General features: G+C 46.0%; 17 protein-coding genes. 6 read left to right on the top strand and 11 right to left on the bottom strand.

What is annotated here, in order from left to right:
- Positions 1-166 precede the first annotated feature (166 nt).
- The 3 genes from OO778_RS00905 to zntR form a co-directional block, all read right to left on the bottom strand.
- Complete coding sequence (locus OO778_RS00905; protein ID WP_264910529.1) at positions 167-361, bottom strand: hypothetical protein; 195 nt, start codon at positions 359-361, stop codon at positions 167-169.
- Between the two features lie 97 nt (positions 362-458).
- Positions 459-2027, bottom strand: coding sequence for a lysine decarboxylation/transport transcriptional activator CadC (gene cadC / locus OO778_RS00900; protein WP_104971041.1), 1569 nt, complete (start codon positions 2025-2027; stop codon positions 459-461).
- Between the two features lie 163 nt (positions 2028-2190).
- Complete coding sequence (zntR, locus tag OO778_RS00895) at positions 2191-2589, bottom strand: Zn(2+)-responsive transcriptional regulator (RefSeq protein ID WP_005397290.1); 399 nt, start codon at positions 2587-2589, stop codon at positions 2191-2193.
- Positions 2590-2854: 265 nt separating this feature from the next.
- Here zntR and purH point away from each other — a divergent pair, with 265 nt between their 5' ends.
- Entirely contained in the window at positions 2855-4447 is a 1593-nt protein-coding gene (purH, locus tag OO778_RS00890; RefSeq protein WP_264910527.1) for a bifunctional phosphoribosylaminoimidazolecarboxamide formyltransferase/IMP cyclohydrolase, read from the top strand.
- A gap of 154 nt (positions 4448-4601) precedes the next feature.
- Positions 4602-5891: a phosphoribosylamine--glycine ligase gene (purD, locus tag OO778_RS00885; protein ID WP_046874616.1), complete on the top strand. Its 1290-nt coding sequence runs from the start codon at positions 4602-4604 to the stop codon at positions 5889-5891.
- A gap of 83 nt (positions 5892-5974) precedes the next feature.
- Here the strand turns inward: purD and OO778_RS00880 are convergent, their stop codons facing one another.
- A complete protein-coding gene (locus OO778_RS00880) occupies positions 5975-6673 on the bottom strand; it encodes a DUF1481 domain-containing protein (RefSeq protein WP_264910524.1) in 699 nt (232 codons plus the stop codon).
- A gap of 39 nt (positions 6674-6712) precedes the next feature.
- Complete coding sequence (gene hupA / locus OO778_RS00875; RefSeq protein WP_005382524.1) at positions 6713-6985, bottom strand: nucleoid-associated protein HU-alpha; 273 nt, start codon at positions 6983-6985, stop codon at positions 6713-6715.
- 253 nt (positions 6986-7238) lie between these two features.
- Between hupA and OO778_RS00870 the strand changes: the two genes are divergently transcribed.
- Complete coding sequence (locus OO778_RS00870; RefSeq protein ID WP_005397285.1) at positions 7239-8372, top strand: hemolysin family protein; 1134 nt, start codon at positions 7239-7241, stop codon at positions 8370-8372.
- Between the two features lie 79 nt (positions 8373-8451).
- Here OO778_RS00870 and OO778_RS00865 read toward each other — a convergent pair whose 3' ends face one another.
- On the bottom strand, positions 8452-9039 hold the full coding sequence (locus OO778_RS00865; RefSeq protein WP_074190724.1) for a DUF416 family protein: 588 nt from the start codon (positions 9037-9039) through the stop codon (positions 8452-8454).
- A 66-nt stretch (positions 9040-9105) separates the two neighbouring features.
- Here OO778_RS00865 and OO778_RS00860 point away from each other — a divergent pair, with 66 nt between their 5' ends.
- Both OO778_RS00860 and OO778_RS00855 read left to right on the top strand, forming a co-directional pair.
- A complete protein-coding gene (locus OO778_RS00860) occupies positions 9106-10029 on the top strand; it encodes a D-2-hydroxyacid dehydrogenase (RefSeq protein ID WP_074190725.1) in 924 nt (307 codons plus the stop codon).
- 2 nt (positions 10030-10031) lie between these two features.
- A complete protein-coding gene (locus tag OO778_RS00855) occupies positions 10032-10604 on the top strand; it encodes a uracil-DNA glycosylase family protein (protein WP_074190726.1) in 573 nt (190 codons plus the stop codon).
- Positions 10605-10843: 239 nt separating this feature from the next.
- Here OO778_RS00855 and hemE read toward each other — a convergent pair whose 3' ends face one another.
- Both hemE and nudC read right to left on the bottom strand, forming a co-directional pair.
- A complete protein-coding gene (gene hemE / locus OO778_RS00850) occupies positions 10844-11911 on the bottom strand; it encodes a uroporphyrinogen decarboxylase (protein WP_006743188.1) in 1068 nt (355 codons plus the stop codon).
- A gap of 246 nt (positions 11912-12157) precedes the next feature.
- The gene (gene nudC, locus OO778_RS00845; protein WP_006743187.1) at positions 12158-12955 is read right to left on the bottom strand and encodes an NAD(+) diphosphatase; all 798 of its coding nucleotides are present in this window, start codon (positions 12953-12955) and stop codon (positions 12158-12160) included.
- Between the two features lie 177 nt (positions 12956-13132).
- Here nudC and OO778_RS00840 point away from each other — a divergent pair, with 177 nt between their 5' ends.
- Positions 13133-13624, top strand: a complete 492-nt coding sequence (locus OO778_RS00840) for an Rsd/AlgQ family anti-sigma factor (protein WP_031780615.1) — start codon at positions 13133-13135, stop codon at positions 13622-13624.
- 187 nt (positions 13625-13811) lie between these two features.
- Here the strand turns inward: OO778_RS00840 and rpoC are convergent, their stop codons facing one another.
- The 3 genes from rpoC to rplL all read right to left on the bottom strand — a co-directional run bounded on the left by rpoC (position 13812) and on the right by rplL (position 22767).
- A complete protein-coding gene (gene rpoC, locus OO778_RS00835; protein WP_005397277.1) occupies positions 13812-18014 on the bottom strand; it encodes a DNA-directed RNA polymerase subunit beta' in 4203 nt (1400 codons plus the stop codon).
- A gap of 103 nt (positions 18015-18117) precedes the next feature.
- Positions 18118-22146: a DNA-directed RNA polymerase subunit beta gene (rpoB, locus tag OO778_RS00830; RefSeq protein ID WP_005397275.1), complete on the bottom strand. Its 4029-nt coding sequence runs from the start codon at positions 22144-22146 to the stop codon at positions 18118-18120.
- Between the two features lie 252 nt (positions 22147-22398).
- Positions 22399-22767: a 50S ribosomal protein L7/L12 gene (gene rplL / locus OO778_RS00825; RefSeq protein WP_005397273.1), complete on the bottom strand. Its 369-nt coding sequence runs from the start codon at positions 22765-22767 to the stop codon at positions 22399-22401.
- Between the last annotated feature and the right edge of the window lie 44 nt (positions 22768-22811).

Here is a 22811-nt window from a genome sequence, read left to right as displayed (position 1 = left end):
GAAAAACATCAAGCCTTCTACCGATAGATAAACTCTCATCAACTCGTTGGTAATCGCGGCAAAAGTTATCAACCTCTATCAACTTCCCCGTCCCGAAGGGTTGATTCCCTGAACTGTTGATTCCATAAATCTCTCCCTGATCGCGCTTTTTGACCCACATCAATATTCATCTCGCCTCCAAGAAAGCATCAGAATCATTCTCGCCAAATAACTCAGCCAGACACTCCATACAATCAATAGAGATAGAGATAGAGATAGAGATAGAGATAGAGATAGAGATAGAGATAGAGATAGAGATAGAGAGAAAACCGGATATGTCTTCCCGTTGCAAGCTTGCGTTACTGGCTCCTTCGTAAGTCATTACCCCACCGGCCACCCTTTTCACTTTTCGACAGCTACAAAAAAGCCCCTCACCGAAATGAGGAGCTAGTATTAAACTGACGTAGAGTGCGAGAGAATTAAAGCATTCGAACGACAGAAGGGTGAACAGCGCGATACATGGCGTAATCAATCGCCTTCATGTTACTTGGGAAGACCAAGTTTTCGCACAGCAGGTACGTCTCAACCGACGTATCAATATAGAAAGCTTCGCTGTAAGACTCACTGGCCAAATCCAGATCACCATCCAATTCAGCGTGCTTACCACGAATCACATAAGAAAGCACCGAATCACGTAACCTCAAAGCCTGCCCAAGATGCTGCTTGGCTGAAGCCATGTCACCAATAATGGTTTCGTGCAAGGCTAAAGCTTCATAAATTCGCGGTTGAATTGGCCCAACCATCATTTTTACGTTAGTTTCTAGTGCGTCACTCAACTGCTGCACTCGCCCTTTCTTCAACTCCTGTGAAAAGTCGAGCACCTTCTGCACGTGGTAAGCAATCAATAACTCTGCCTGAACGTAAGCATTATCTGGCTCAATTTCTAAAATGTTTTCCATCAAGTTGACGCCTTGGCGAAATTGCTTGGCATCCGAGACATTGAGATAATGGTTAGCTTGAACAAACAGCTCCAAAGCATCCGGGTTTATCGGCATTCCCGCCACCAGCATCGTGGATTTCAGCTTGGCATCCGGTACTTTCAGGACTTGCATCAAGTCTAACGACGCTTGTTGAAGCACAGTCTTTAAATGGCTGCTGGTTAACGCGTATTGACGACTAAACAACACCTTTTCAGATGAGTTATTGCGATATTCCACCTCTAAAAAGCTGCCACCCTCATTTTCACGAACCCGCACCACAACCGATTTGCCCGGCACAATACCCGAGGTAAACGACGCCTTCTTTAGCATGACTCGGTAATCGCTCACTTGAGCAATGTCAGACATCAACTTTTGGGCAAACCCGTCTGCCAAGTCGTAGCTTAACCCTTCGCTCGTGAAGTTATCTTGAAACTTGAATTCGATAAGGTGAGTATCGATGGCTTGGGTAATACGCACTTCCGATTGCTTGTAGGTAAACACGCCCATCACCACGACCAAAACACTGATCCAAATGAAGTTCATGATCCCCAGTCGCCACGGACTGATTTTATTTTTTTTCTGAGGGGCCTTTTTCTCTTTAGACATCTCACAGACCGCGCGAGTCAGAGGGCCAGCAGGAAAGGTGACGGCAGGTGCGATAGGTAGAGTATCTTCTTCTGATTCTTCAACAATAGGAGGAAGAGTTTCTGAATCACAATGACGACTTGCGAGGAATTCCTCGAGTGTCATTGGGGTCACATTCGCCACCAGCTTGTAACCACGTTTCGGCACTGTAATGACGTAGCTGGTATTTTCTTCCCGACCGTCCCGCAGTAATTTACGCAACTCAAAAATGGACTGAGTCACCACTTGATCGGTCACAATCGCCCCAGCCCAAACGTATTGGATCAATTCCTCACGATTGAACACCTCATTCGCATGCTCCGCTAGGAAATGCAGAAGATTAATTAAGCGTGGCTCAACAGTAACTTCCCTATCTTGTCGATACAGCTTATTTTCATCAACGCTTAAAACCCAGTCATTGATTTGAAAATAGACTCCAACCATGTATGAAAACTCTCGTATCTACAGACAGCGCTACGGCAGGAATCAAACAATGGTCAATTCCTACTGGTAACTAAAGGCGAGATTATAGGTGGGAAAACGGCGTGCACCTAGAAAAGCAAGCCGCCAAAAATGCAAACTTAAGTTAAGTGATGCAGAAATGAGACTACTCAAGTGCTGCAAGGATAGAACAATGAGTAGCATCATCGTCCGTATGACCGCAGCAAGCATCATTGATCTTCTTCAAAGCTCGACGAATTTTCGTTAGCTCGTTAATTTTTCCATCAATCAGCTCTAACTTAGCAGAAGTAATAGCTTTAACCTCTGCACAGCTGTGTTCTGTTGCTTCTAGTTTGATTTCTAGTAGCTCTTTAATCTCATCCAGGCTCAGGCCCAGCTCTTTACCTTTAAGGATGAAGTGTACCTGCTTTTGATTCTCTTCATTATAGAGACGATAACCTGATTCACTTCGACCTGCGGGCTTTATCAGCGCGTTTTTCTCATAAAAACGCAGCGTATCTGCCGTCACACCACAACGTTTTGCCAGTTCACCTATCTGAAACATAACTTTCCCTATTAACTATCTCGTTACTTTTAAAGTTAAAGAACCTCTTTTTCACAATTATTTTTGAGATGCCAAACGATTGCGCGAGCTTTTTTGTAATAAATTGGTTAGAATACGCGCCATCAAATGTGGAGACTGTTTTCTAACCAGAAAACATCCGGCAAAGGTCTTTACCAAAACTGGCCAATATTTTACCCCAAGAGGTAAAAACAAGTTCATTTTTGGCAAACATCTTTAACTCCGTGAATTTGAGGAAAATGGAAGCATGAATAACGCTCGTCCTATTCGCCGTGCGCTTATCAGCGTATCAGACAAAACAGGTATTGTTGAGTTTGCACAAGCTCTTGCTGAGCGCGGTGTCGATATCCTATCTACTGGTGGTACAGCACGCCTACTTGCCGAACAAGGCATCGCAGTAACAGAAGTCTCTGACTACACAGGTTTCCCAGAAATGATGGACGGCCGCGTTAAAACGCTTCACCCGAAAGTTCACGGTGGTGTGCTTGGTCGTCGTGGTCAAGATGACGACGTGATGGCAAAACATGGCATCAACCCTATCGATATGGTTGTCGCAAACCTATACCCATTCGCAGAAACCGTTGCCAAAGAAGGCTGTACACTAGCTGACGCGGTTGAAAACATCGATATCGGCGGCCCAACTATGGTTCGCTCTGCAGCGAAAAATCACAAAGACGTGACTATCGTTGTGAACGCTCATGATTACGATCGCGTTATCGCTGAAATGGACGCGAACGAGAAATCTCTAACACTAGAAACTCGCTTCGACCTAGCTATCGCAGCATTCGAGCACACTGCTGCTTACGATGGCATGATCGCAAACTACTTCGGCACTATGGTTCCATCTTACGGTGAGAACAAAGAAGGTGATGAAGAGTCTAAATTCCCACGTACTTTCAACCAGCAATTCGAGAAAAAACAAGACATGCGCTACGGTGAGAACAGCCACCAAGCAGCCGCATTCTACGTTGAAGCAAACCCACAAGAAGCATCTGTTTCTACTGCTCGTCAAATCCAAGGTAAAGCCCTCTCTTACAACAACATTGCAGACACTGATGCAGCACTTGAGTGTGTGAAAGAGTTCAACGAGCCTGCATGTGTAATCGTAAAACACGCCAACCCATGTGGCGTTGCGCTAGGTAAAGACATCCTCGAAGCGTACAACCGCGCTTACCAAACTGACCCAACGTCAGCGTTCGGCGGCATCATTGCATTCAACCAAGAGCTAGATGCAAAAACGGCTAGCGCTATCGTTGAACGTCAATTCGTTGAAGTGATCATTGCACCTTCTGTTTCTGCTGAAGCGATTGAAATCGTTGCAGCGAAGAAGAACGTACGTCTACTAGAGTGTGGCGAGTGGTCAACGAAGACAACGGGCTTTGACGTAAAACGCGTCAACGGTGGTCTACTGGTTCAAGACCGCGACCAAGGCATGGTAAGCCTAGACGATCTTAAAGTCGTGTCTAAACGTCAACCGACAGAAGAAGAGCTAAAAGACGCCCTATTCTGCTGGAAAGTAGCGAAATACGTGAAATCTAACGCGATCGTTTACGCGAAAGGCGACATGACTATCGGTGTAGGCGCAGGCCAAATGAGCCGCGTTTACTCAGCGAAAATTGCCGGCATCAAAGCCGCAGATGAAGGCTTAGAAGTTGCCGGTAGCGTAATGGCATCTGACGCTTTCTTCCCATTCCGCGACGGTATCGATGCCGCAGCAGAAGCCGGCATTAAGTGCGTAATTCAGCCAGGTGGCTCTATGCGTGACGACGAAGTTATCGCAGCAGCAGATGAGCACGGCATGGCGATGATCTTCACGGGTATGCGTCACTTCCGCCACTAATTTCCTCATCGTATTTGGCACTGTGGCGTTGTTAACTGCTTTCGCCCACCCCAGTTACGTAGCTGGCTATGTTTCCGGGATGGGCTCAATTGTAGCCTAGCCACATCATCAAATACTTTGAGTAAACAGTATTTATAAGATTAAGGATTTTCATATGCGAGTTTTAATCATTGGTTCAGGCGGTCGTGAACATGCGCTAGGCTGGAAAGCAGCGCAAAACCCAAATGTTGAGACTATTTTCATTGCTCCAGGCAACGCAGGTACGGCACTAGAGCCAAAACTAGAGAACGTAAACATCGATGTAGAAGACATCGCTGGCCTTGTTGCTTTCGCCAAAGAAAAGGCGATTGAACTGACTATCGTTGGCCCAGAAGCACCATTGGTTATTGGTGTGGTTGATGCGTTCCGCGAAGCGGGCTTACCAATCTTTGGCCCTACCCAAGCCGCAGCGCAGCTTGAAGGCTCCAAAGCGTTTACTAAAGACTTCCTTGCTCGTCACCAAATCCCAACCGGTGCATACGCAAACTTCACAGAAATTGAACCTGCGCTTGCTTACGTGCGTGAGCAAGGTGCGCCGATTGTGGTGAAAGCCGACGGCCTTGCGGCTGGTAAAGGCGTGATTGTGGCAATGACGCTAGAAGAAGCCGAAGACGCAATCAAAGACATGCTAGCAGGCAACGCATTTGGTGACGCAGGCAGCCGCGTGGTTATCGAAGAGTTCCTAGATGGCGAAGAAGCAAGCTTCATCGTGATGGTGGATGGTGAGAACGTTCTGCCAATGGCCACCAGCCAAGATCACAAACGCGTAGGTGACAAAGATACAGGTCCTAACACTGGTGGCATGGGCGCGTACTCGCCAGCTCCTGTGGTAACACCAGAAATTCACAACCGCATCATGGAAGAAGTCATTTACCCAACGGTACGTGGCATGGCGTCTGAAGGTAACCCATACACAGGTTTCCTATACGCGGGTCTGATGATCGACAAAGATGGTACGCCTAAAGTGATCGAGTACAACTGCCGCTTCGGTGATCCAGAGACACAACCAATCATGATGCGTATGGAATCGGATCTGGTTGATCTTTGCTTGGCTGCGATTGACCAAAAACTGGATCAAGTTGAATCAAAATGGGATCCACGTGCGTCGATTGGTATCGTACTCGCAGCCGGTGGTTACCCAGCAGCGTACAACAAAGGCGATGTGATCTCTGGTCTGCCACAAGTTGAAATTGAAGGCGAGAAAGTCTTCCACGCGGGTACAGACAATAAAGATGGCAACATCGTAACAAACGGCGGTCGTGTTCTTTGTGCAACCGCACTTGGCAATAGCGTATCAGAAGCGCAGCAACGCGCTTACGAGCTTGCAAAACAGATCAGTTGGGACGGCATGTTCCATCGCAGTGACATCGGCTACCGTGCGATTGCACGTGAGCAAGAAAAATAAAAACAACTTAAGTTGGCTAAAAAAACAAAAGGCGCATTCAGCGCCTTTTTTATTACTCTGTCAGTTAGTAAGTCTCACCAAGCTTACTCAGCGAGCAATGCTGGTCGTGGTACACAATCAAAGTCATCATCATTGAGCATCAACAGTTCATCAACCGTTGCTTTATTTCGTGACTGCTTGCCGACAAAAGCCACGTAACTGTCTACAGATGAGAGACGCTCGATAATAAATTTTGGCAACGTCTGATTAAACTCGAGTGTCGAGAACGCTCTACCTTTGCAGGTTTCAAACGACTGGCCATTCCAATAACCTTGAATGAGGCTCTGACTGTTACGAGACTGCGCCTTAACCGACGCCACTACGTCATTCGCTTCTGTCTTGTAACGTTCTAATTGTTCATGCTGAAGTGGTAAGACTTTACGATTAACGCGATATTGTTGGTAAACCGCTTCGCCATCTTTATTAAAACGGATGTGGATTTGAAAAGGCACCAACTCTTGCTTGGTATCAACTTGCTCACCTTTTCGAATCAACTCTCGAAGCTCACCTTCATCCCAACGGTAGTCACTTTGAAACCAGCCATTATCCCCCATCGTTACGTAATCAGCAGCCGTACTCACGCGAGTGAGTTTCTCGGTCATCCAGTACAAGCTACTTGCGTCTCCAGCAACTTTGCCGCCAGAGAAGTGAGTGAATTGTTCTAAATTAGGAGTTTCAACCGACGAACAGCCAAAAAGGGTAAAGCTAGATAAGAGAAGTGAAGCGAGTAGATGTTTTTTCATGAAGTTGCACCGAGGCAGGATACCTCGGTGCATTCTAACTTAGTTTACTGATTCTTTCAGCGCTTTACCTGCTACGAATGCAGGTACGTTAGCTGCTGCGATTTGAATCTCGTCACCAGTCTTAGGGTTACGACCAGTACGTGCAGCGCGGTGGTTTACTTTGAATGTACCAAAACCAATTAGTTGAACTTGGTCACCCTCTTTAAGTGCACCAGTTACACCATCAAGAGTCGCTTCAAGAGCAGCTTTTGCTTGTGCTTTTGATAGGTCTGCTTTCTCTGCGATAAAGTCGATTAATTGGGTCTTGTTCATTAGGTTTCCCTTCTCATAGGTTATCGAATTCGTCTCACTCTAAAACATAAATGCCCCATCTGGCAAAGGTTTGTAAGCGATCTTTCGATTTTCTGACGTACTTTTAGCCATAATATGAGTAATAACTCACAATTTGTTACCACATACCCCCTGAAAACCCTTGCTTTCCAAGGTATTTGGACCAATTTATAAGGCACTTTTGCGGTTATAATAGCTGCAAATAACCACTATCAAACTACATTCAAGGGCAACTATGCTGCTGTTATCCATTTATATCTCTATTGCAATCGGCATTTCGTTTATCTGTTCGGTGCTGGAGGCGGTACTGCTGAGTATCAGTCCGAGCTACATTGCGCAGCTCAATCAACAGGGGCATCCCGCTGCTGGGCAACTGGCTAAGCTAAAATCAGATATCGACCGACCATTGGCATCCATTCTAACTCTAAATACCATCGCTCATACCATCGGCGCGGCCACTGCTGGTGCACAAGCTGCGGTTGTATTTGGTAGCGAAGCGTTAGGTATCTTTTCGGCTGTGCTCACACTGGCGATCTTGGTGCTTTCAGAAATCGTACCGAAAACAATTGGCGCAACTTACTGGCGTCAATTGGCGCCAACCGCGGCAGTCGCATTACGTTGGATGGTATGGGCGCTAACGCCATTCGTATGGTTTTCAGAGCAAATCACCAAGCGTCTTGCTCGTAACCACGAAGCTCCGAAAATGCGTGATGAACTGTCGGCAATGGCGATTCTGGCACGTGAAAGCGGTGAATTTGCCGAGGGTGAATCAAAAATCTTAAGCAACCTGCTGGGCATCCAAGATGTACCTGTAACGCAGGTTATGACGCCACGTCCTGTGGTATTCCGTATCGATGCCACGATGACCATCAATGAGTTCCTAGAAAAACACAAGGATACACCTTTCTCACGCCCATTGGTTTATAGCGAGCAGAAAGACAACATCATTGGTTTTGTGCACCGCCTTGAGTTGTTCAAACTGCAACAATCAGGTTGTGGACAGAAACAGCTGGGAGCAATCATGCGCCCGATTCAAGTGGTGCTAAACAACACGACTTTACCGAAAGTGTTTGACCAAATGATGACTCATCGCCTACAGCTAGCCCTTGTCGTTGACGAATACGGTACTGTGCAAGGCTTGGTGACGTTGGAGGATATTTTTGAACACCTCGTGGGTGAAGAAATCATCGATGAAGCGGATAAAAGTACCGACATGCAGGAGCTGGCTTACCAACGTTGGGAAAGTTGGAAAGAGATGCACGGCGTAATCGAAAGCCGCGATGACGATGAAGAAGAGGAAGAACTGGAGAAGCATCACAAGGAGCCAGAAACTCAAGAAGCGACAAAACCAGGCTCTAAAGAATCGTAATCAGCATTGGGCATAACTGCTCAAACGCCGCAAACAAAAAGGCATCCATTTGGGATGCCTTTTTCTATCTATTCAACGACTAAAGTGCGATACCGATATTGCTCACGCCTTCTTCACGTAACTCTTCACGTAAATCTTTAATCAAGCTGATGTCACGCTCTACCGCTTCACGTAGTGGACGGAAAATAGCCCACTGCACGTCCCATTCTTCACATACGGCTTCATTTTCTTTCTGATTGTCGTTGATGATTGGCTCTTCACCTTGCGCTTGCTCTAGATCAGCAACGGTTTGTACCGACTGTTGGCTCACTTTAAGCATTGAATCGAAAAGGTAGTCGCGATCCAATAGGCCATGCAGTAACGTAGACAAACCCTGACACGCGTCCATCGCTGGGTAAACCCCGTAAAAATCGAACTCATCCGCACTTGGGAACAACTCTTCTAACTTCTCTAATTGACGTTCGAAGTTAATTTTCGCGTTCTTAACTGTCAAAATTTCCCATACACTATCAAGAATCGCTCGGTACGCACGCGGGTCAGCAAATTCTGTGTTCTCACAAAACATCGCATAGTTTGGATACATGCGTTCACATAGACACGCCATAAAGGTAATTTGTTGCCAAGGTTCTAGTTTTTCTAAACGAACCTGAAGAGGATTCTTAAGCATAGTCACTCAATCATTGAAGAAAAAAACAGCGAAAGTGTACTTGATTCATCACAGGGAAAAAAGTTAATGCCGCATTCAAATCAGATTTTCCTGCTCTCAGAGCATCGTGACACCTACGAAACGTTATTGACGGAGAGAAAGCTACCAGATCTGAGCATCACTGATAAGCCAGAGGAAGCTCAAATAGTTCTTGCTGATCCGCCATTACTATCCAATAGATTAGACGAGTTTTCACAGCTTGGGTGGGTGCAATCCACATTTGCGGGGGTGAACGCTTTAATGTCACCGGATCTGCGCCAAGATTACACACTGACCAACGTACGCGGTATTTTCGGCCCATTAATTGCCGAATATGTGCTGGGTTACAGTATTGCCCATTACCGCCACTTTGCCCGGTACCACCAGCAACAACAAAACAAACGATGGCAGCCTCATCTCTATACATCATTACAAAGTAAAACCATGGTGATTCTCGGTACTGGTAGCATTGGGTGTTATTTGGGCAATGCCGCTAAAGCAATGGGAATAAAAACCATCGGTATGAACCGCACAGGTATTCCCACCTCAGGTGGTGAATTTCATCAGACCTTTCATATCAGTGAACTAAGTAAGGCATTTGAACAAGCCGACATTGTTGTGAATACCCTACCAAGTACACCGGAGACGCAACAGTTACTCAATCGTCAAACACTCAGCCAACTAAGTCAGGCGTTATTGTTTAACGTAGGTCGTGGCGACGTACTGGATGAGGCAGGGTTGCTCTTCGCTCTGAAAAACCGTTGGGTAGAACACGCCTTCTTAGATGTGTTTGAGCAAGAACCGTTATCGGTAGAACATCCGTTTTGGAAACTACCGCAAGTCACCATCACTCCACACATTGCTGCGCTGAGTTTTCCCGAGCAAGTCATCGAGATTTTTGCTGACAACTATCTACGCTGGCGCGATGGGTTTTCATTAAATTATCAAGTGGATTTCGAAAAGGGTTACTAAGAATGTCGTTAGACGAGCTATTGCAGCAAGTGAGGGCCTGTCAGATTTGCGCGGATAATTTACCTTTGGGTGCAAACCCTGTCGTACAAGCCGCAAAAGACGCACGCATCCTAATCATCGGTCAGGCCCCAGGCACACGTGTACACAAAACCTCGATACCTTGGAATGACCCAAGTGGTGATCGATTACGCCAATGGCTCGATATCGACAAAGACGTTTTCTACGACCCAAATAAAATTGCCATTGTCCCAATGGGATTCTGTTATCCAGGCAAAGGGAACTCTGGTGATTTACCGCCTCGTAAAGAATGTGCGCCCACTTGGCATAAAAAGATTCTTGAGCAGCTGCCCAATATAGAGCTCACTCTACTAATTGGTCAGTACTCGCAGCAGTACTACCTGGCCAATAAGCCCAAAACACTCACGCAAACTGTTCAGCAATGGCAGGATTGGGAACCTGATTTTATCCCACTCCCTCACCCATCTCCACGCAATACATTGTGGTTAAAGAAGAATCCTTGGTTTGAATCTGAAGTCGTGCCATACCTTAAAAAACGCGTTCACTCGATGCTTTAGGTTACCCATGATCTAATTGCTTTTTTATCTGTACAAGAAAATGAGCACACAAACACAAACCGCTAAGCTGTTGTTTATAATAAGATTAAACAATAAGCGTACAGGCTAAATAGTAATTAGATCATAGCAAGCCAAATACTACTAGAGCTGTACAGCCTTGAGTCTCAGATAGAAAAACTGAATTTTAGGTAAAAAAATACCGGCACTGAATGCCGGCATTTAATTTCAAAACATCTAACTTACTTGTGGTATGGCTTAGATAACTCGTGTACCGCTTCCACAAATACGCCCGCATTTTCTGGCGGTACATCCAAGTGGATACCGTGACCTAGGTTGAACACATGACCAGTCCCCGTATCACCAAAGCCTTCTAGGATATCCGCTACTTCTTCGCGGATACGCTCTGGCGAAGCGTAAAGCATTGATGGGTCCATGTTACCTTGCAGCGCCACCTTATCACCAATACGTGCTTTCGCGTCTGCAATGTTGATTGTCCAGTCTAGACCAACAGCATCACAGCCCGTTGCTGCGATTTGCTCAAGCCACATACCGCCATTCTTAGTAAACAGTGTGACTGGCACGCGACGACCATCGTTTTCACGAATCAGACCATCAACGATCTTGTGCATGTATTGCAGTGAGAACAGATTGTAATCACGAGGCGTTAGTACGCCACCCCATGTGTCAAATACCATTACCGATTGCGCACCCGCTTTAATTTGCGCGTTTAAGTACTCGATAACGCTATCTGCCAGCTTATCTAGAAGTAGGTGCAGAGTTTGTGGTTCCGCGTACATCATCTTCTTGATCTTGGTAAACGCTTTAGAGCTACCACCTTCGATCATGTACGTCGCAAGAGTCCAAGGGCTACCAGAAAAACCAATCAGCGGCACTTCACCCTTCAGGTCTTTACGGATCTGGCGTACTGCGTTCATTACGTATTGCAGTTCACCTTCAGGATCTGGCAAACCAATTTTTTCCACGTCGGCTTTACATGTAATTGGGTTATCAAAAACAGGTCCTTCACCCGCAGCGAAACGTAAACCAAGCCCCATTGCATCTGGAATCGTTAAGATGTCCGAGAATAAGATCGCGGCATCAAGAGGAAAACGGCGTAATGGTTGAAGTGTCACTTCGGATGCTAATTCTGCATTTCGACACAAAGACATGAAATCACCCGCTTCTGCACGAGTCGCTTTGTATTCTGGTAGGTAACGACCTGCCTGGCGCATCATCCATACTGGCGTGTAATCTACCGGCTCTTTTAAAAGCGCACGCAGATAACGATCATTTTTTAATTCAGTCATTCCGTAATTCCAACTGTTAGGCTTTCTGTGAAAGGGGGTATTCTATCACTGATTTAAGTCCAATAGCTGTGTGCTTTGCAACCTGGATCAAGTTATTAACTTTTAAATCAATGCTTAATTTGCACCCAATCGGTATCAGTGTTAAAAATTTGTTCGCTAGCGAAAACTACAATTATAAACTGAGTACCCGTACTCAGCATCTCATAACGACATCTTACTTACCCCCTCCCTCTCGGAGGGTTTTTTTTATCTATTTATCAGATAATTAGAATCAATATCTTGTAGCGTTTGTTCGATAAGCGCTCTTGCAATCGTTCCTTTAGGCGCAACAGGCGGCATCTCGTCAATACCAAACCATTGTGCATCAGACAGCTCAGTGTAGTCTGGACTTAACTCTCCCGATTCATAGTCAGCTAAAAACCCCATCATCATACTCGATGGGAAAGCCCAAGGCTGGCTGCCAAAGTAACGAATATTTTTAACGAGAATTCCTGTTTCTTCATGAATTTCTCGAGCCACACACTCTTCTAATGTCTCACCAACTTCTAGAAAACCGGCAATGACGGTATACATACCATTTCGATGCCTTGGATGTTGAGCCAATAAGATCTGATTCTCTTTACGCACAGCAACGATAATACATGGAAATATTCGAGGATAATGGAGAGTACGGCATTCGCCACACTGCATAGCTAACTGGTTATTATTAAGAAAGTTTCTTCCACCGCACTGTGGGCAAAAACGCAGACTTTGCGTCATGTGCCCATACTGGACCGCTTTACTTAACAACATAAATAATGGCTCAGGAAAATGCAGGCAGTCGCGTAGTGAGACTAATGGTAGATCATGCTCCAGATCAGACAAATTAAGCCACATGACGGGCGAACCTGAATACTCACCAATGGGTCTTGCACTCACTTCAGGCAGTGATAACTGCTCTGCAGACCCGAAAGGCACAGCACCATCCACCAGCCAAATTTCACTTCCTGCAACAACACACCAGTATGCATTTATCGCGCGGTTAACATCACCTTTTCTTAACATTACACCATCCCTTTGCTTGAAGTTCGTTCATTTTACTGGCAATCTAATTTCATACTAGAGTTTGTCGTTAAGTAAATTCGCACTCTAAATTCTAGTAAGGACAAGAGTTTGTAATAACTTTACTAACTTTGCTTTGCAAAGGATACGTTCGCCAACAGGCGATCAGATCATGAGGGCATGGTCATGCTAAAAAAATTCAAACAAACACAAGACCAGTGGGGTGGCTCAAGTGATGTCATTGATCACTGGTTAGAGACACGACAATCCCTGATTGTTGAATATTGTAAGCTTGCAGCACTGCAACCTTGTTCGAAAACCAATGTTATTGAACTCCCATCTCCTTCCGAATTGCAGGATTTCTGTCAGCATCTCGTTGATTACATCTCCGAGGGCCATTTTAAAATCTATGACATGGTTATGGATCGCTGGAAAGCAACTGGCTTTGTCGTGACCAATGAGATCAATCAAACTTATGGCCAAATAGTCCTGACAACTGAACCGCTATTGAACTTTAACGATAAGTACTCAGAAGTTACTGAAGATGATGAATTAGATGATTTCGATTCTGATATGTGTCTCATTGGCGAAATTCTTGAGACTCGATTTGAAGTCGAGGACTATCTGATACAGCAGATCGCAGAAAGTCTGTCTATGCCCCCAGGGGCTTAGTGTTTGCGAATATTCAGAGACTGAAGGATAGAAAAGACTGACGATCATCGTCGGTCTTTTTTGTTTCTAGCCTTATCACTATTACCTTCTCTAAGAACCCTCTCGAAGAAAAAGGCAGGATAAAAACTAAAAAGGCACCCGAAGGTGCCTTTTTTCTTAAGCTTCTAACGATTACTCGTTAAATGGCTTACTCTTCAGAAGAGAAACCAGCGTTTAGAAGTGCCGCTAGGTTGTCCGTTGCTTGCTCAGCAGAAGGACCATCTTGCGCTTCAGAACGTTTAGCTTGACGCTCTTGGTGGTATGCGAAACCAGTACCAGCTGGGATCAGACGACCAACAATTACGTTCTCTTTCAGACCACGTAAGTCGTCACGCTTACCAGAAACTGCTGCTTCTGTTAGTACGCGAGTTGTCTCCTGGAACGATGCCGCAGAGATGAACGACTCAGTCGCTAGAGATGCTTTAGTGATACCTAGTAGTTCACGTTCGAAACGTGCAGGCTCTTTGCCTTCAGCTTCTAGGTTACGGTTAGCAATCTTAACTTGTGAGTACTCAATCTGCTCACCAGGTAGGAACTCAGAGTCACCAGAGTGAGTAATAGTACACTTACGTAGCATCTGACGAACGATAGTTTCAATGTGCTTATCGTTAATCTTAACGCCTTGTAGACGGTAAACTTCCTGTACTTCGTTAGCAATGTACTGCGTTACCGCGTGTACGCCACGTAGACGTAGGATGTCGTGTGGAGACTCTGGACCATCTGCGATCACGTCACCACGTTCAACTTTTTCACCTTCGAATACGTTCAACTGACGATGCTTAGGAATCATCTCTTCGTAAGCTTCACCGCTTTCACGTGTGATCACTAAGCGACGTTTACCTTTGGTCTCTTTACCGAAGCTCACAGTACCTGTGTGCTCAGCAAGGATTGCAGGCTCTTTCGGCTTACGTGCTTCAAATAGGTCAGCAACTCGTGGAAGACCACCGGTGATATCTTTGTTACCGCCAGACTTCTGAGGAATACGTGCTAGTGTCGCACCAACACCTACTGCTGCGCCATCTTCGATGTTTACAATCGCTTTACCAGGTAGGAAGTAGTGAGCTGGCATATCAGTACCAGGGATCATTACATCGTTACCTTGCTCGTCAACAAGTTTGATAGCTGGACGCATATCTTTACCTGCTGAAGGGCGAGCTGCTGGGTCAGTTACTTCGCTTGAAGATAGACCAGTTAGGTCATCAGTTTGACGAGATACTGTTACGCCGTCGATCATATCTACGAACTGGATGCGACCTGCTACCTCAGTAATGATAGGTAGTGTGTGCGCTTCCCAGTTTGCAACTGTTTCGCCAGCTTGAACTGTATCGCCATCGCCTTTGCTTAGTAGCGTACCGTAAGGCAGTTTGTGTTTCTCTTTCGTACGACCAAACTCATCAATAATAGTTAGCTCTGTCGCACGAGAAGTGATAACGATCTTACCGTCATCTGCTAGTACAGATTTAGCGTTGTGTAGCTTGATAGAACCGTTGTTCTTAACTTGAACACTGTTCTCTGCCGCTGCTGTCGATGCCGCACCACCGATGTGGAACGTACGCATGGTAAGCTGTGTACCTGGTTCACCGATAGACTGAGCAGCGATAACACCTACTGCTTCACCTTGGTTCACTAGGTGGCCACGTGCTAGGTCACGACCGTAACACTGTGCACAACAACCGAAGTCAGAATCACACGTTACTACAGAGCGCACTTTCATGCTGTCTACTGAGTTCTCTTCCATGATTTGACACCACTTCTCATCGATCAGGGTGTTACGTGGAATAAGAACGTCTTCAGTGCCAGGTTTTAGTACGTCTTCAGCAACAACACGACCAAGAGCAAGCTCAGAAAGTGCAACTTTAACATCACCACCCTCGATGTGAGGCATCATGTCGACACCTTCGTGAGTGCCACAGTCATGTTCAGTTACAACAACGTCTTGAGCAACGTCTACTAGACGACGAGTTAGGTAACCCGAGTTCGCTGTTTTCAGTGCCGTATCCGCAAGACCCTTACGAGCACCGTGCGTTGAGATAAAGTACTGAAGTACGTTTAGACCTTCTTTAAAGTTCGCTGTGATCGGCGTTTCGATGATTGAACCATCTGGACGCGCCATCAGACCACGCATACCCGCAAGCTGACGAATCTGTGCTGCAGAACCACGAGCGCCCGAGTCCGCCATCATGTAGATGCTGTTGAATGACTCTTGCTGTTCCTCTTCACCATCACGGTTAACTACCGTTTCAGATGAAAGGTTTTCCATCATTGCTTTCGCAACACGGTCGTTGGTCGATGCCCAGATATCGATAACTTTGTTGTAGCGTTCGCCCGCAGTAACAAGACCTGATTGGTACTGTTCCTGGATTTCACGTACTTCTTCTTCCGCTTCAGCGATTTCAGTGTACTTAGCTGCTGGTACAACCATATCGTCGATACCAACAGATACACCAGAAAGTGCCGCGTATGCGAAACCTGTGTACATGATTTGGTCAGCGAAGATTACCGTGTCTTTCAGACCTAGTTTACGGTACGCCTCGTTAAGTAGGTTAGAGATTTGCTTCTTACCTAGCTTTTGGTTAACGATGCTGTACGGTAGACCAGCTGGCACGATTTGCCATAGCATTGCACGACCAACAGTGGTATCTACCATCTTAGTTTCAGTAGTGCTGTTGCCGTCTTCGTCTACAACGGTTTCTGTAATACGTACTTTAACGCGTGCATGAAGCTCAGCTTGTTTAGTGCGGTATGCTTTCTCAGCCTCTTCTGGGCCAGAAAGGTACATGCCTTCACCTTTCACGTTGATCTTTTCACGAGTCATGTAGTACAGACCCAATACAACGTCCTGAGAAGGTACGATGATCGGATCACCTGACGCTGGCGACAGAATGTTGTTTGTCGACATCATCAGAGTACGAGCTTCAAGCTGTGCCTCTAGAGTTAGAGGTACGTGAACCGCCATTTGGTCACCATCGAAGTCCGCGTTGTACGCCGCACATACAAGTGGGTGTAGCTGAATCGCTTTACCTTCGATTAGTACTGGTTCGAACGCCTGGATACCGAGACGGTGAAGTGTCGGTGCACGGTTCAATAGTACTGGGTGTTCACGGATTACTTCGTCTAGGATATCCCAAACGACCGCTTCTTCACGCTCTACCATTTTCTTAGCAGCTTTGATTGTAGTCGCAAGACCACGAGTCTCTAGCTTGCTGTAGATGAATGGTTTGAATAGCTCAAGTGCCATCTTCTTAGGAAGACCACACTGGTGCAGACGAAGGTATGGACCTACTGTGATTACAGAACGGCCAGAGTAGTCTACACGTTTACCTAGAAGGTTCTGACGGAAACGACCTTGTTTACCCTTGATCATATCAGCAAGAGATTTCAGAGGACGCTTGTTAGAACCTGTGATCGCACGACCACGACGACCGTTATCTAGTAGCGCATCAACAGACTCTTGCAGCATACGTTTTTCGTTACGTACGATGATGTCCGGAGCAGCTAGCTCTAGAAGACGCTTCAAACGGTTGTTACGGTTGATCACACGACGGTATAGATCGTTAAGATCAGAAGTCGCAAAGCGACCGCCATCTAGAGGTACTAGAGGACGTAGATCTGGCGGAAGTACTGGAAGTACTGTTAGGATCATCCACTCTGGGTTGTTACCCGATGCGATGAACGCTTCTACCAGCTTAAGACGCTTAGTTACTTTCTTACGCTTAGTTTCAGAGTTTGTTGTCTCTAACTCTTCACGCATTTGTTCTGCTTCAGCGTGCATATCCATAGAACCTAGTAGGTCCTTGATAGCTTCCGCACCCATCTTAGCAGTGAACTCGTCGCCCCACTCTTCTAGACGATCTAGATACTCTTCTTCCGTAAGCATCTGACCTTTTTCTAGATCAGTCATACCTGGTTCTGTTACTACGTACATTTCGAAGTAAAGAACACGTTCGATATCACGTAGAGGGATATCCATCAGTAGACCGATACGAGACGGTAGCGATTTTAGGAACCAGATGTGAGCTACTGGTGAAGCCAGTTCAATGTGGCCCATACGGTCACGACGAACTTTAGTTTGTGTAACTTCTACACCACACTTCTCACAGATAACACCACGGTGCTTCAGGCGCTTGTACTTACCACAAAGACATTCGTAGTCTTTAACTGGACCAAAGATACGCGCACAGAACAGACCATCGCGTTCAGGTTTGAACGTACGATAGTTGATCGTTTCAGGTTTTTTAACTTCACCAAAAGACCATGAACGGATCATGTCTGGTGAAGATAGACCGATTTTGATTGCATCAAATTCTTCGGTCTTATGCTGTGCTTTTAGAAAGTTTAATAAGTCTTTCACAATCAGCTCCTGTAAGGAGTTAAAAGGAGCTCACTCGCTAAAGTGAGCACCTTCTTCCAAATAATCGCTTTGATTCTCTCGACTTTCATCAAGAGAGAAAGGATTACTCTTCGTCTTCTAGCTCGATGTTGATACCTAGCGAGCGGATCTCTTTCAACAGTACGTTGAACGATTCTGGCATGCCAGGTTCCATGCTGTGGTTACCGTCTACGATGTTCTTGTACATCTTAGTACGGCCGTTAACGTCATCCGACTTAACCGTTAGCATTTCTTGTAGCGTGTAAGCAGCACCGTATGCTTCTAGTGCCCATACTTCCATCTCACCGAAACGCTGACCACCGAACTGAGCTTTACCACCTAGTGGCTGCTGAGTTACTAGGCTGTACGAACCAGTTGAACGAGCGTGCATCTTGTCATCAACAAGGTGGTTCAGTTTCAGCATGTACATGTAACCAACAGTTACAGGACGCTCAAACGCATCACCTGTGCGACCATCAAATAGCGTTAGCTGACCTGATGTTGGTAGATCTGCTAGCTCAAGAAGTGCTTTGATTGACTCTTCTGGAGCACCATCAAATACAGGAGTCGCGATTGGTAGACCGCCACGCAAGTTCTTGATCAGAGTACGTACTTCATCATCAGATAGAGAAGCAATGTCTACTTTCTGGCGAGTGTCGCCTAGGTCGTAAACTTTTTGTAGGAACTCACGGAATTTCGCTAGTTCTTGCTGCTCTTTAACCATCTGGTTGATCTTGTCACCGATACCTTTCGCTGCCAGACCTAAGTGTACTTCTAGGATCTGACCGATGTTCATACGCGAAGGTACACCCAGTGGGTTAAGTACGATGTCTACAGGCTGACCTTTTTCATCGTATGGCATGTCTTCAACAGGGTTGATCTTAGAGATTACACCCTTGTTACCGTGACGACCCGCCATCTTATCACCAGGCTGAATGCGACGTTTAACCGCTAGGTAAACCTTAACGATCTTCAGTACGCCAGGTGCTAAATCATCACCTTGAGTGATCTTACGACGTTTAGTTTCGAACTTCTTATCGAAGTCAGCTTTTAGCTCGTCCCACTGCTCAGCAAGTTGCTCAAGCTGAGTTTGTAGTGCGTCATCTTCTAGCGTTAGCTCTAGCCACTTCTTACGATCAGTCGTGTCTAGTTTCGCTTCAGAGTAACCGCCTTCAATCAATACAGCTTTAACACGGTTTAGAAGGCCACCCTCAAGAATCTGGAATTCTTCAGTTAGGTCTTTCTTCGCTTCTTTAAGCTGCATCTGTTCGATTTCAAGCGCACGCTTGTCTTTCTCTACGCCATCGCGAGTGAAGACTTGAACGTCGATGATCGTACCTGATACAGAGTTAGGTACACGTAGTGAAGTATCTTTAACATCAGATGCTTTTTCACCGAAGATAGCACGTAGTAGCTTCTCTTCAGGCGTTAGCTGAGTTTCACCTTTAGGTGTTACTTTACCAACTAGGATGTCGCCACCCTTAACTTCAGCACCGATGTAAACGATACCTGACTCGTCTAGTTTAGACAGAGCAGATTCACCTACGTTTGGAATATCAGCTGTGATCTCTTCAGAGCCCAGCTTAGTATCACGCGCCACACAAGTAAGTTCTTGAATGTGGATTGTCGTGAAGCGGTCTTCTTGAACTACGCGCTCAGATACTAAGATCGAGTCTTCGAAGTTGTAACCGTTCCAAGGCATGAACGCGATACGCATGTTTTGACCAAGCGCTAGCTCACCTAGGTCTGTCGAAGGACCATCAGCAAGCACGTCACCGCGTGATACAGGTTCACCTGGCATCACACATGGGCGTTGGTTAATACATGTGTTCTGGTTAGAACGTGTGTATTTAGTTAGGTTGTAGATATCGATACCAGCTTCACCTGGTACTAGCTCTTCTTCGTTTACTTTAACAACGATACGAGAAGCATCTACTGACTGGATTACACCACCACGTTTCGCAACTGCAGTTACACCTGAGTCAACGGCTACGTTACGTTCAATACCAGTACCAACAAGCGGTTTGTCAGCTTTCAGTGTTGGAACTGCCTGACGTTGCATGTTCGCACCCATCAATGCACGGTTCGCATCATCGTGTTCTAGGAACGGGATAAGCGATGCAGCGATAGATACAACCTGGTTTGTCGCAACGTCCATGTACTGAGCGTGCTCACGAGGGTGTAGACCAGATTCACCTTTCTGACGAGCTGTGATCAGCTCATCTGCAAAAGTACCATCTTCGTTTAGCTTAGCGTTCGCCTGAGCGATAACGAATTGGCCTTCTTCGATTGCAGACAGGTAATCTACTTCGTCTGTTACTACGCCATCTACAACGCGACGGTATGGTGTCTCTAGGAAACCGTACTCGTTACAACGCGCAAACGCAGATAGAGAGTTGATCAGACCGATGTTTGGACCTTCAGGCGTTTCGATAGGACATAGACGACCGTAGTGCGTTACGTGTACGTCACGTACTTCGAAGCCAGCACGTTCACGAGTTAGACCGCCAGGACCCAATGCAGAAATACGACGTTTATGCGTTACTTCTGATAGCGGGTTGTTTTGGTCCATGAACTGTGAAAGCTGTGAAGAGCCAAAGAATTCTTTAACTGCCGCAGAAATTGGCTTCGCGTTGATCAAGTCTTGAGGCATGATTGCGTCAAGATCGCCTAGGCTTAGACGCTCTTTAACTGCACGCTCAACACGTACTAGACCTACACGGAACTGGTTCTCAGCCATTTCGCCTACAGAACGGATACGACGGTTGCCTAGGTGGTCGATATCGTCCACTTCGCCCTTACCGTTACGGATCGCGATCAGCTTCTTCATCACTTCGATGATATCAGTTTCATCGAGTGTGCCTTGCTCTTGAGCATCTTCACGGCCGATTGAGCTGTTGAACTTCATACGACCAACAGTCGATAGATCGTAACGCTCTTCAGAGAAGAATAGGCTTTCGAATAGAGCTTCTGCAGCTTCTTTTGTTGGCGGCTCACCAGGGCGCATCATGCGGTAGATTTCTACCAATGCAGAAATACGATCAACCGTGCTGTCGATACGTAGTGTTTCTGACATGAATGGACCGTGGTCTAGATCGTTCGTGAATAGAACTTCTAGTGCTTTGTGGCCAGCCTGAGATAGGTTCGCTAGTGCTTCCAGGCTGATTTCCTGGTTAGCGTTAACAATGATCTCGCCAGTTGCTTCATTAATGTAATCTTTTGATGCAACTTTACCTACGATGTACTCAACTGGTACTTCGATGTGATCAACACCATCTTTTTCTAGTTGGCGGATATGACGAGCTGTTACGCGACGACCTTGCTCAACGTAAACTTTACCATTCGCTTCGATGTCGAATGACGCAGTTTCACCACGTAGACGATCTGGAACCAACTCCATCAATAGAGTTTGGTCTTTCACTTCGAAGTTCACTTTCTCGAAGAAGAGATCTAGGATTTCTTCTGTCGACTTACCTAGTGCACGAAGAATGATCGATGCTGGTAGCTTACGACGGCGGTCGATACGAACGTACAAGTTATCCTTAGGATCAAACTCGAAATCAAGCCATGAACCACGGTAAGGAATAACACGTGCGTTGTATAAAACTTTACCTGAAGAGTGGGTCTTACCCTTATCGCTGTCGAAGAACACGCCTGGGCTTCGGTGCAGCTGGGATACGATAACCCTCTCGGTACCGTTAATTACGAAGGTACCATTGTCTGTCATGAGTGGAATTTCACCCATGTAGACTTCTTGTTCTTTAATGTCTTTTACAGTACCTGCTGGCGCGTCTTTATCAAAGATAACTAGGCGTAGTTTTACACGTAGTGGCTTTGAGTAAGTTACACCGCGGATTTGACATTCTTTAACGTCAAAAACTGGCTCACCAAGACGGTAGCTAACGTATTGCAGCTCAGAATTGCCGTTGTAGCTCTGAATCGGGAATACAGAACGGAAAGCGGCTTCAAGACCGTATTGACCTTCAGGATCCTGTTCGATGAATTTGTCGAACGAATCGAGCTGGATCGATAGCAGGTATGGAATGTCCAAAACTTGTGGACGAGTACCAAAGTCCTTACGGATGCGCTTTTTCTCGGTATAAGAGTAAACCATGGGGTTCCTCAGCTCGCTGATAAGTGACCCAAACTGTCCGCCCGCTCCTAGTTACTTAAGGGGGGTAAGGGACAGTGACTAATATAGCTGTTTACTGTAGTGACATTTCATTTCGTAAGAATGAAATGTTTTTTGCATGGATATCAGGCGCTTAAACAGCGGGAAAATTCGCCTATACCCTACAGCGCAAAAAGGCCGGTGGTTAAAAAACCACCAGCCAATTAGCCGTTAGGCTAAGAAACTATGCAATAATTACTTAACAGCAACAGTTGCACCAGCTTCTTCTAGCTGAGCTTTAAGAGCTTCAGCTTCTGCTTTCTCAACACCTTCTTTAAGAGGTGCTGGAGCGCCGTCTACAAGAGCTTTAGCTTCTTTAAGACCTAGGCCAGTTGCGCCACGTACTGCTTTGATTACAGCAACTTTGTTACCGCCAGCAGCTTCTAGGATTACGTCGAATTCAGTTTGCTCAGCAGCAGCTTCGCCGCCAGCAGCGCCGCCAGCTACAACAGCAGCAGCAGCAGAAACACCGAATTTCTCTTCCATTGCTTCGATTAGTTCAACAACTTGCATTACAGACATTTCTGCAACTGCGTCTAGGATTTGCTCGTTAGTAATAGACATAACAATTCTCTTTTAAGTCAACAATAAGTTTATTAAGCAACCAG

The sequence above is a fragment of the Vibrio sp. STUT-A16 genome (assembly GCF_026000495.1).
Classification (GTDB): domain Bacteria; phylum Pseudomonadota; class Gammaproteobacteria; order Enterobacterales; family Vibrionaceae; genus Vibrio; species Vibrio diabolicus.
Note: the sequence above shows the minus strand (reverse complement) of the source record. Positions and strands in the feature narration are given on the sequence as shown.

What these genes read in the sequence shown, in the direction of transcription:
- OO778_RS00905 (WP_264910529.1), bottom strand. Translation starts at nt 361, where the DNA reads ATGACTTACGAAGGAGCCAGTAACGCAAGCTTGCAACGGGAAGACATA.
- cadC (WP_104971041.1), bottom strand. Translation starts at nt 2,027, where the DNA reads ATGGTTGGAGTCTATTTTCAAATCAATGACTGGGTTTTAAGCGTTGAT.
- zntR (WP_005397290.1), bottom strand. Translation starts at nt 2,589, where the DNA reads ATGTTTCAGATAGGTGAACTGGCAAAACGTTGTGGTGTGACGGCAGAT.
- purH (WP_264910527.1), top strand. Translation starts at nt 2,855, where the DNA reads ATGAATAACGCTCGTCCTATTCGCCGTGCGCTTATCAGCGTATCAGAC.
- purD (WP_046874616.1), top strand. Translation starts at nt 4,602, where the DNA reads ATGCGAGTTTTAATCATTGGTTCAGGCGGTCGTGAACATGCGCTAGGC.
- OO778_RS00880 (WP_264910524.1), bottom strand. Translation starts at nt 6,673, where the DNA reads ATGAAAAAACATCTACTCGCTTCACTTCTCTTATCTAGCTTTACCCTT.
- hupA (WP_005382524.1), bottom strand. Translation starts at nt 6,985, where the DNA reads ATGAACAAGACCCAATTAATCGACTTTATCGCAGAGAAAGCAGACCTA.
- OO778_RS00870 (WP_005397285.1), top strand. Translation starts at nt 7,239, where the DNA reads ATGCTGCTGTTATCCATTTATATCTCTATTGCAATCGGCATTTCGTTT.
- OO778_RS00865 (WP_074190724.1), bottom strand. Translation starts at nt 9,039, where the DNA reads ATGCTTAAGAATCCTCTTCAGGTTCGTTTAGAAAAACTAGAACCTTGG.
- OO778_RS00860 (WP_074190725.1), top strand. Translation starts at nt 9,106, where the DNA reads ATGCCGCATTCAAATCAGATTTTCCTGCTCTCAGAGCATCGTGACACC.
- OO778_RS00855 (WP_074190726.1), top strand. Translation starts at nt 10,032, where the DNA reads ATGTCGTTAGACGAGCTATTGCAGCAAGTGAGGGCCTGTCAGATTTGC.
- hemE (WP_006743188.1), bottom strand. Translation starts at nt 11,911, where the DNA reads ATGACTGAATTAAAAAATGATCGTTATCTGCGTGCGCTTTTAAAAGAG.
- nudC (WP_006743187.1), bottom strand. Translation starts at nt 12,955, where the DNA reads ATGTTAAGAAAAGGTGATGTTAACCGCGCGATAAATGCATACTGGTGT.
- OO778_RS00840 (WP_031780615.1), top strand. Translation starts at nt 13,133, where the DNA reads ATGGTCATGCTAAAAAAATTCAAACAAACACAAGACCAGTGGGGTGGC.
- rpoB (WP_005397275.1), bottom strand. Translation starts at nt 22,146, where the DNA reads ATGGTTTACTCTTATACCGAGAAAAAGCGCATCCGTAAGGACTTTGGT.
- rplL (WP_005397273.1), bottom strand. Translation starts at nt 22,767, where the DNA reads ATGTCTATTACTAACGAGCAAATCCTAGACGCAGTTGCAGAAATGTCT.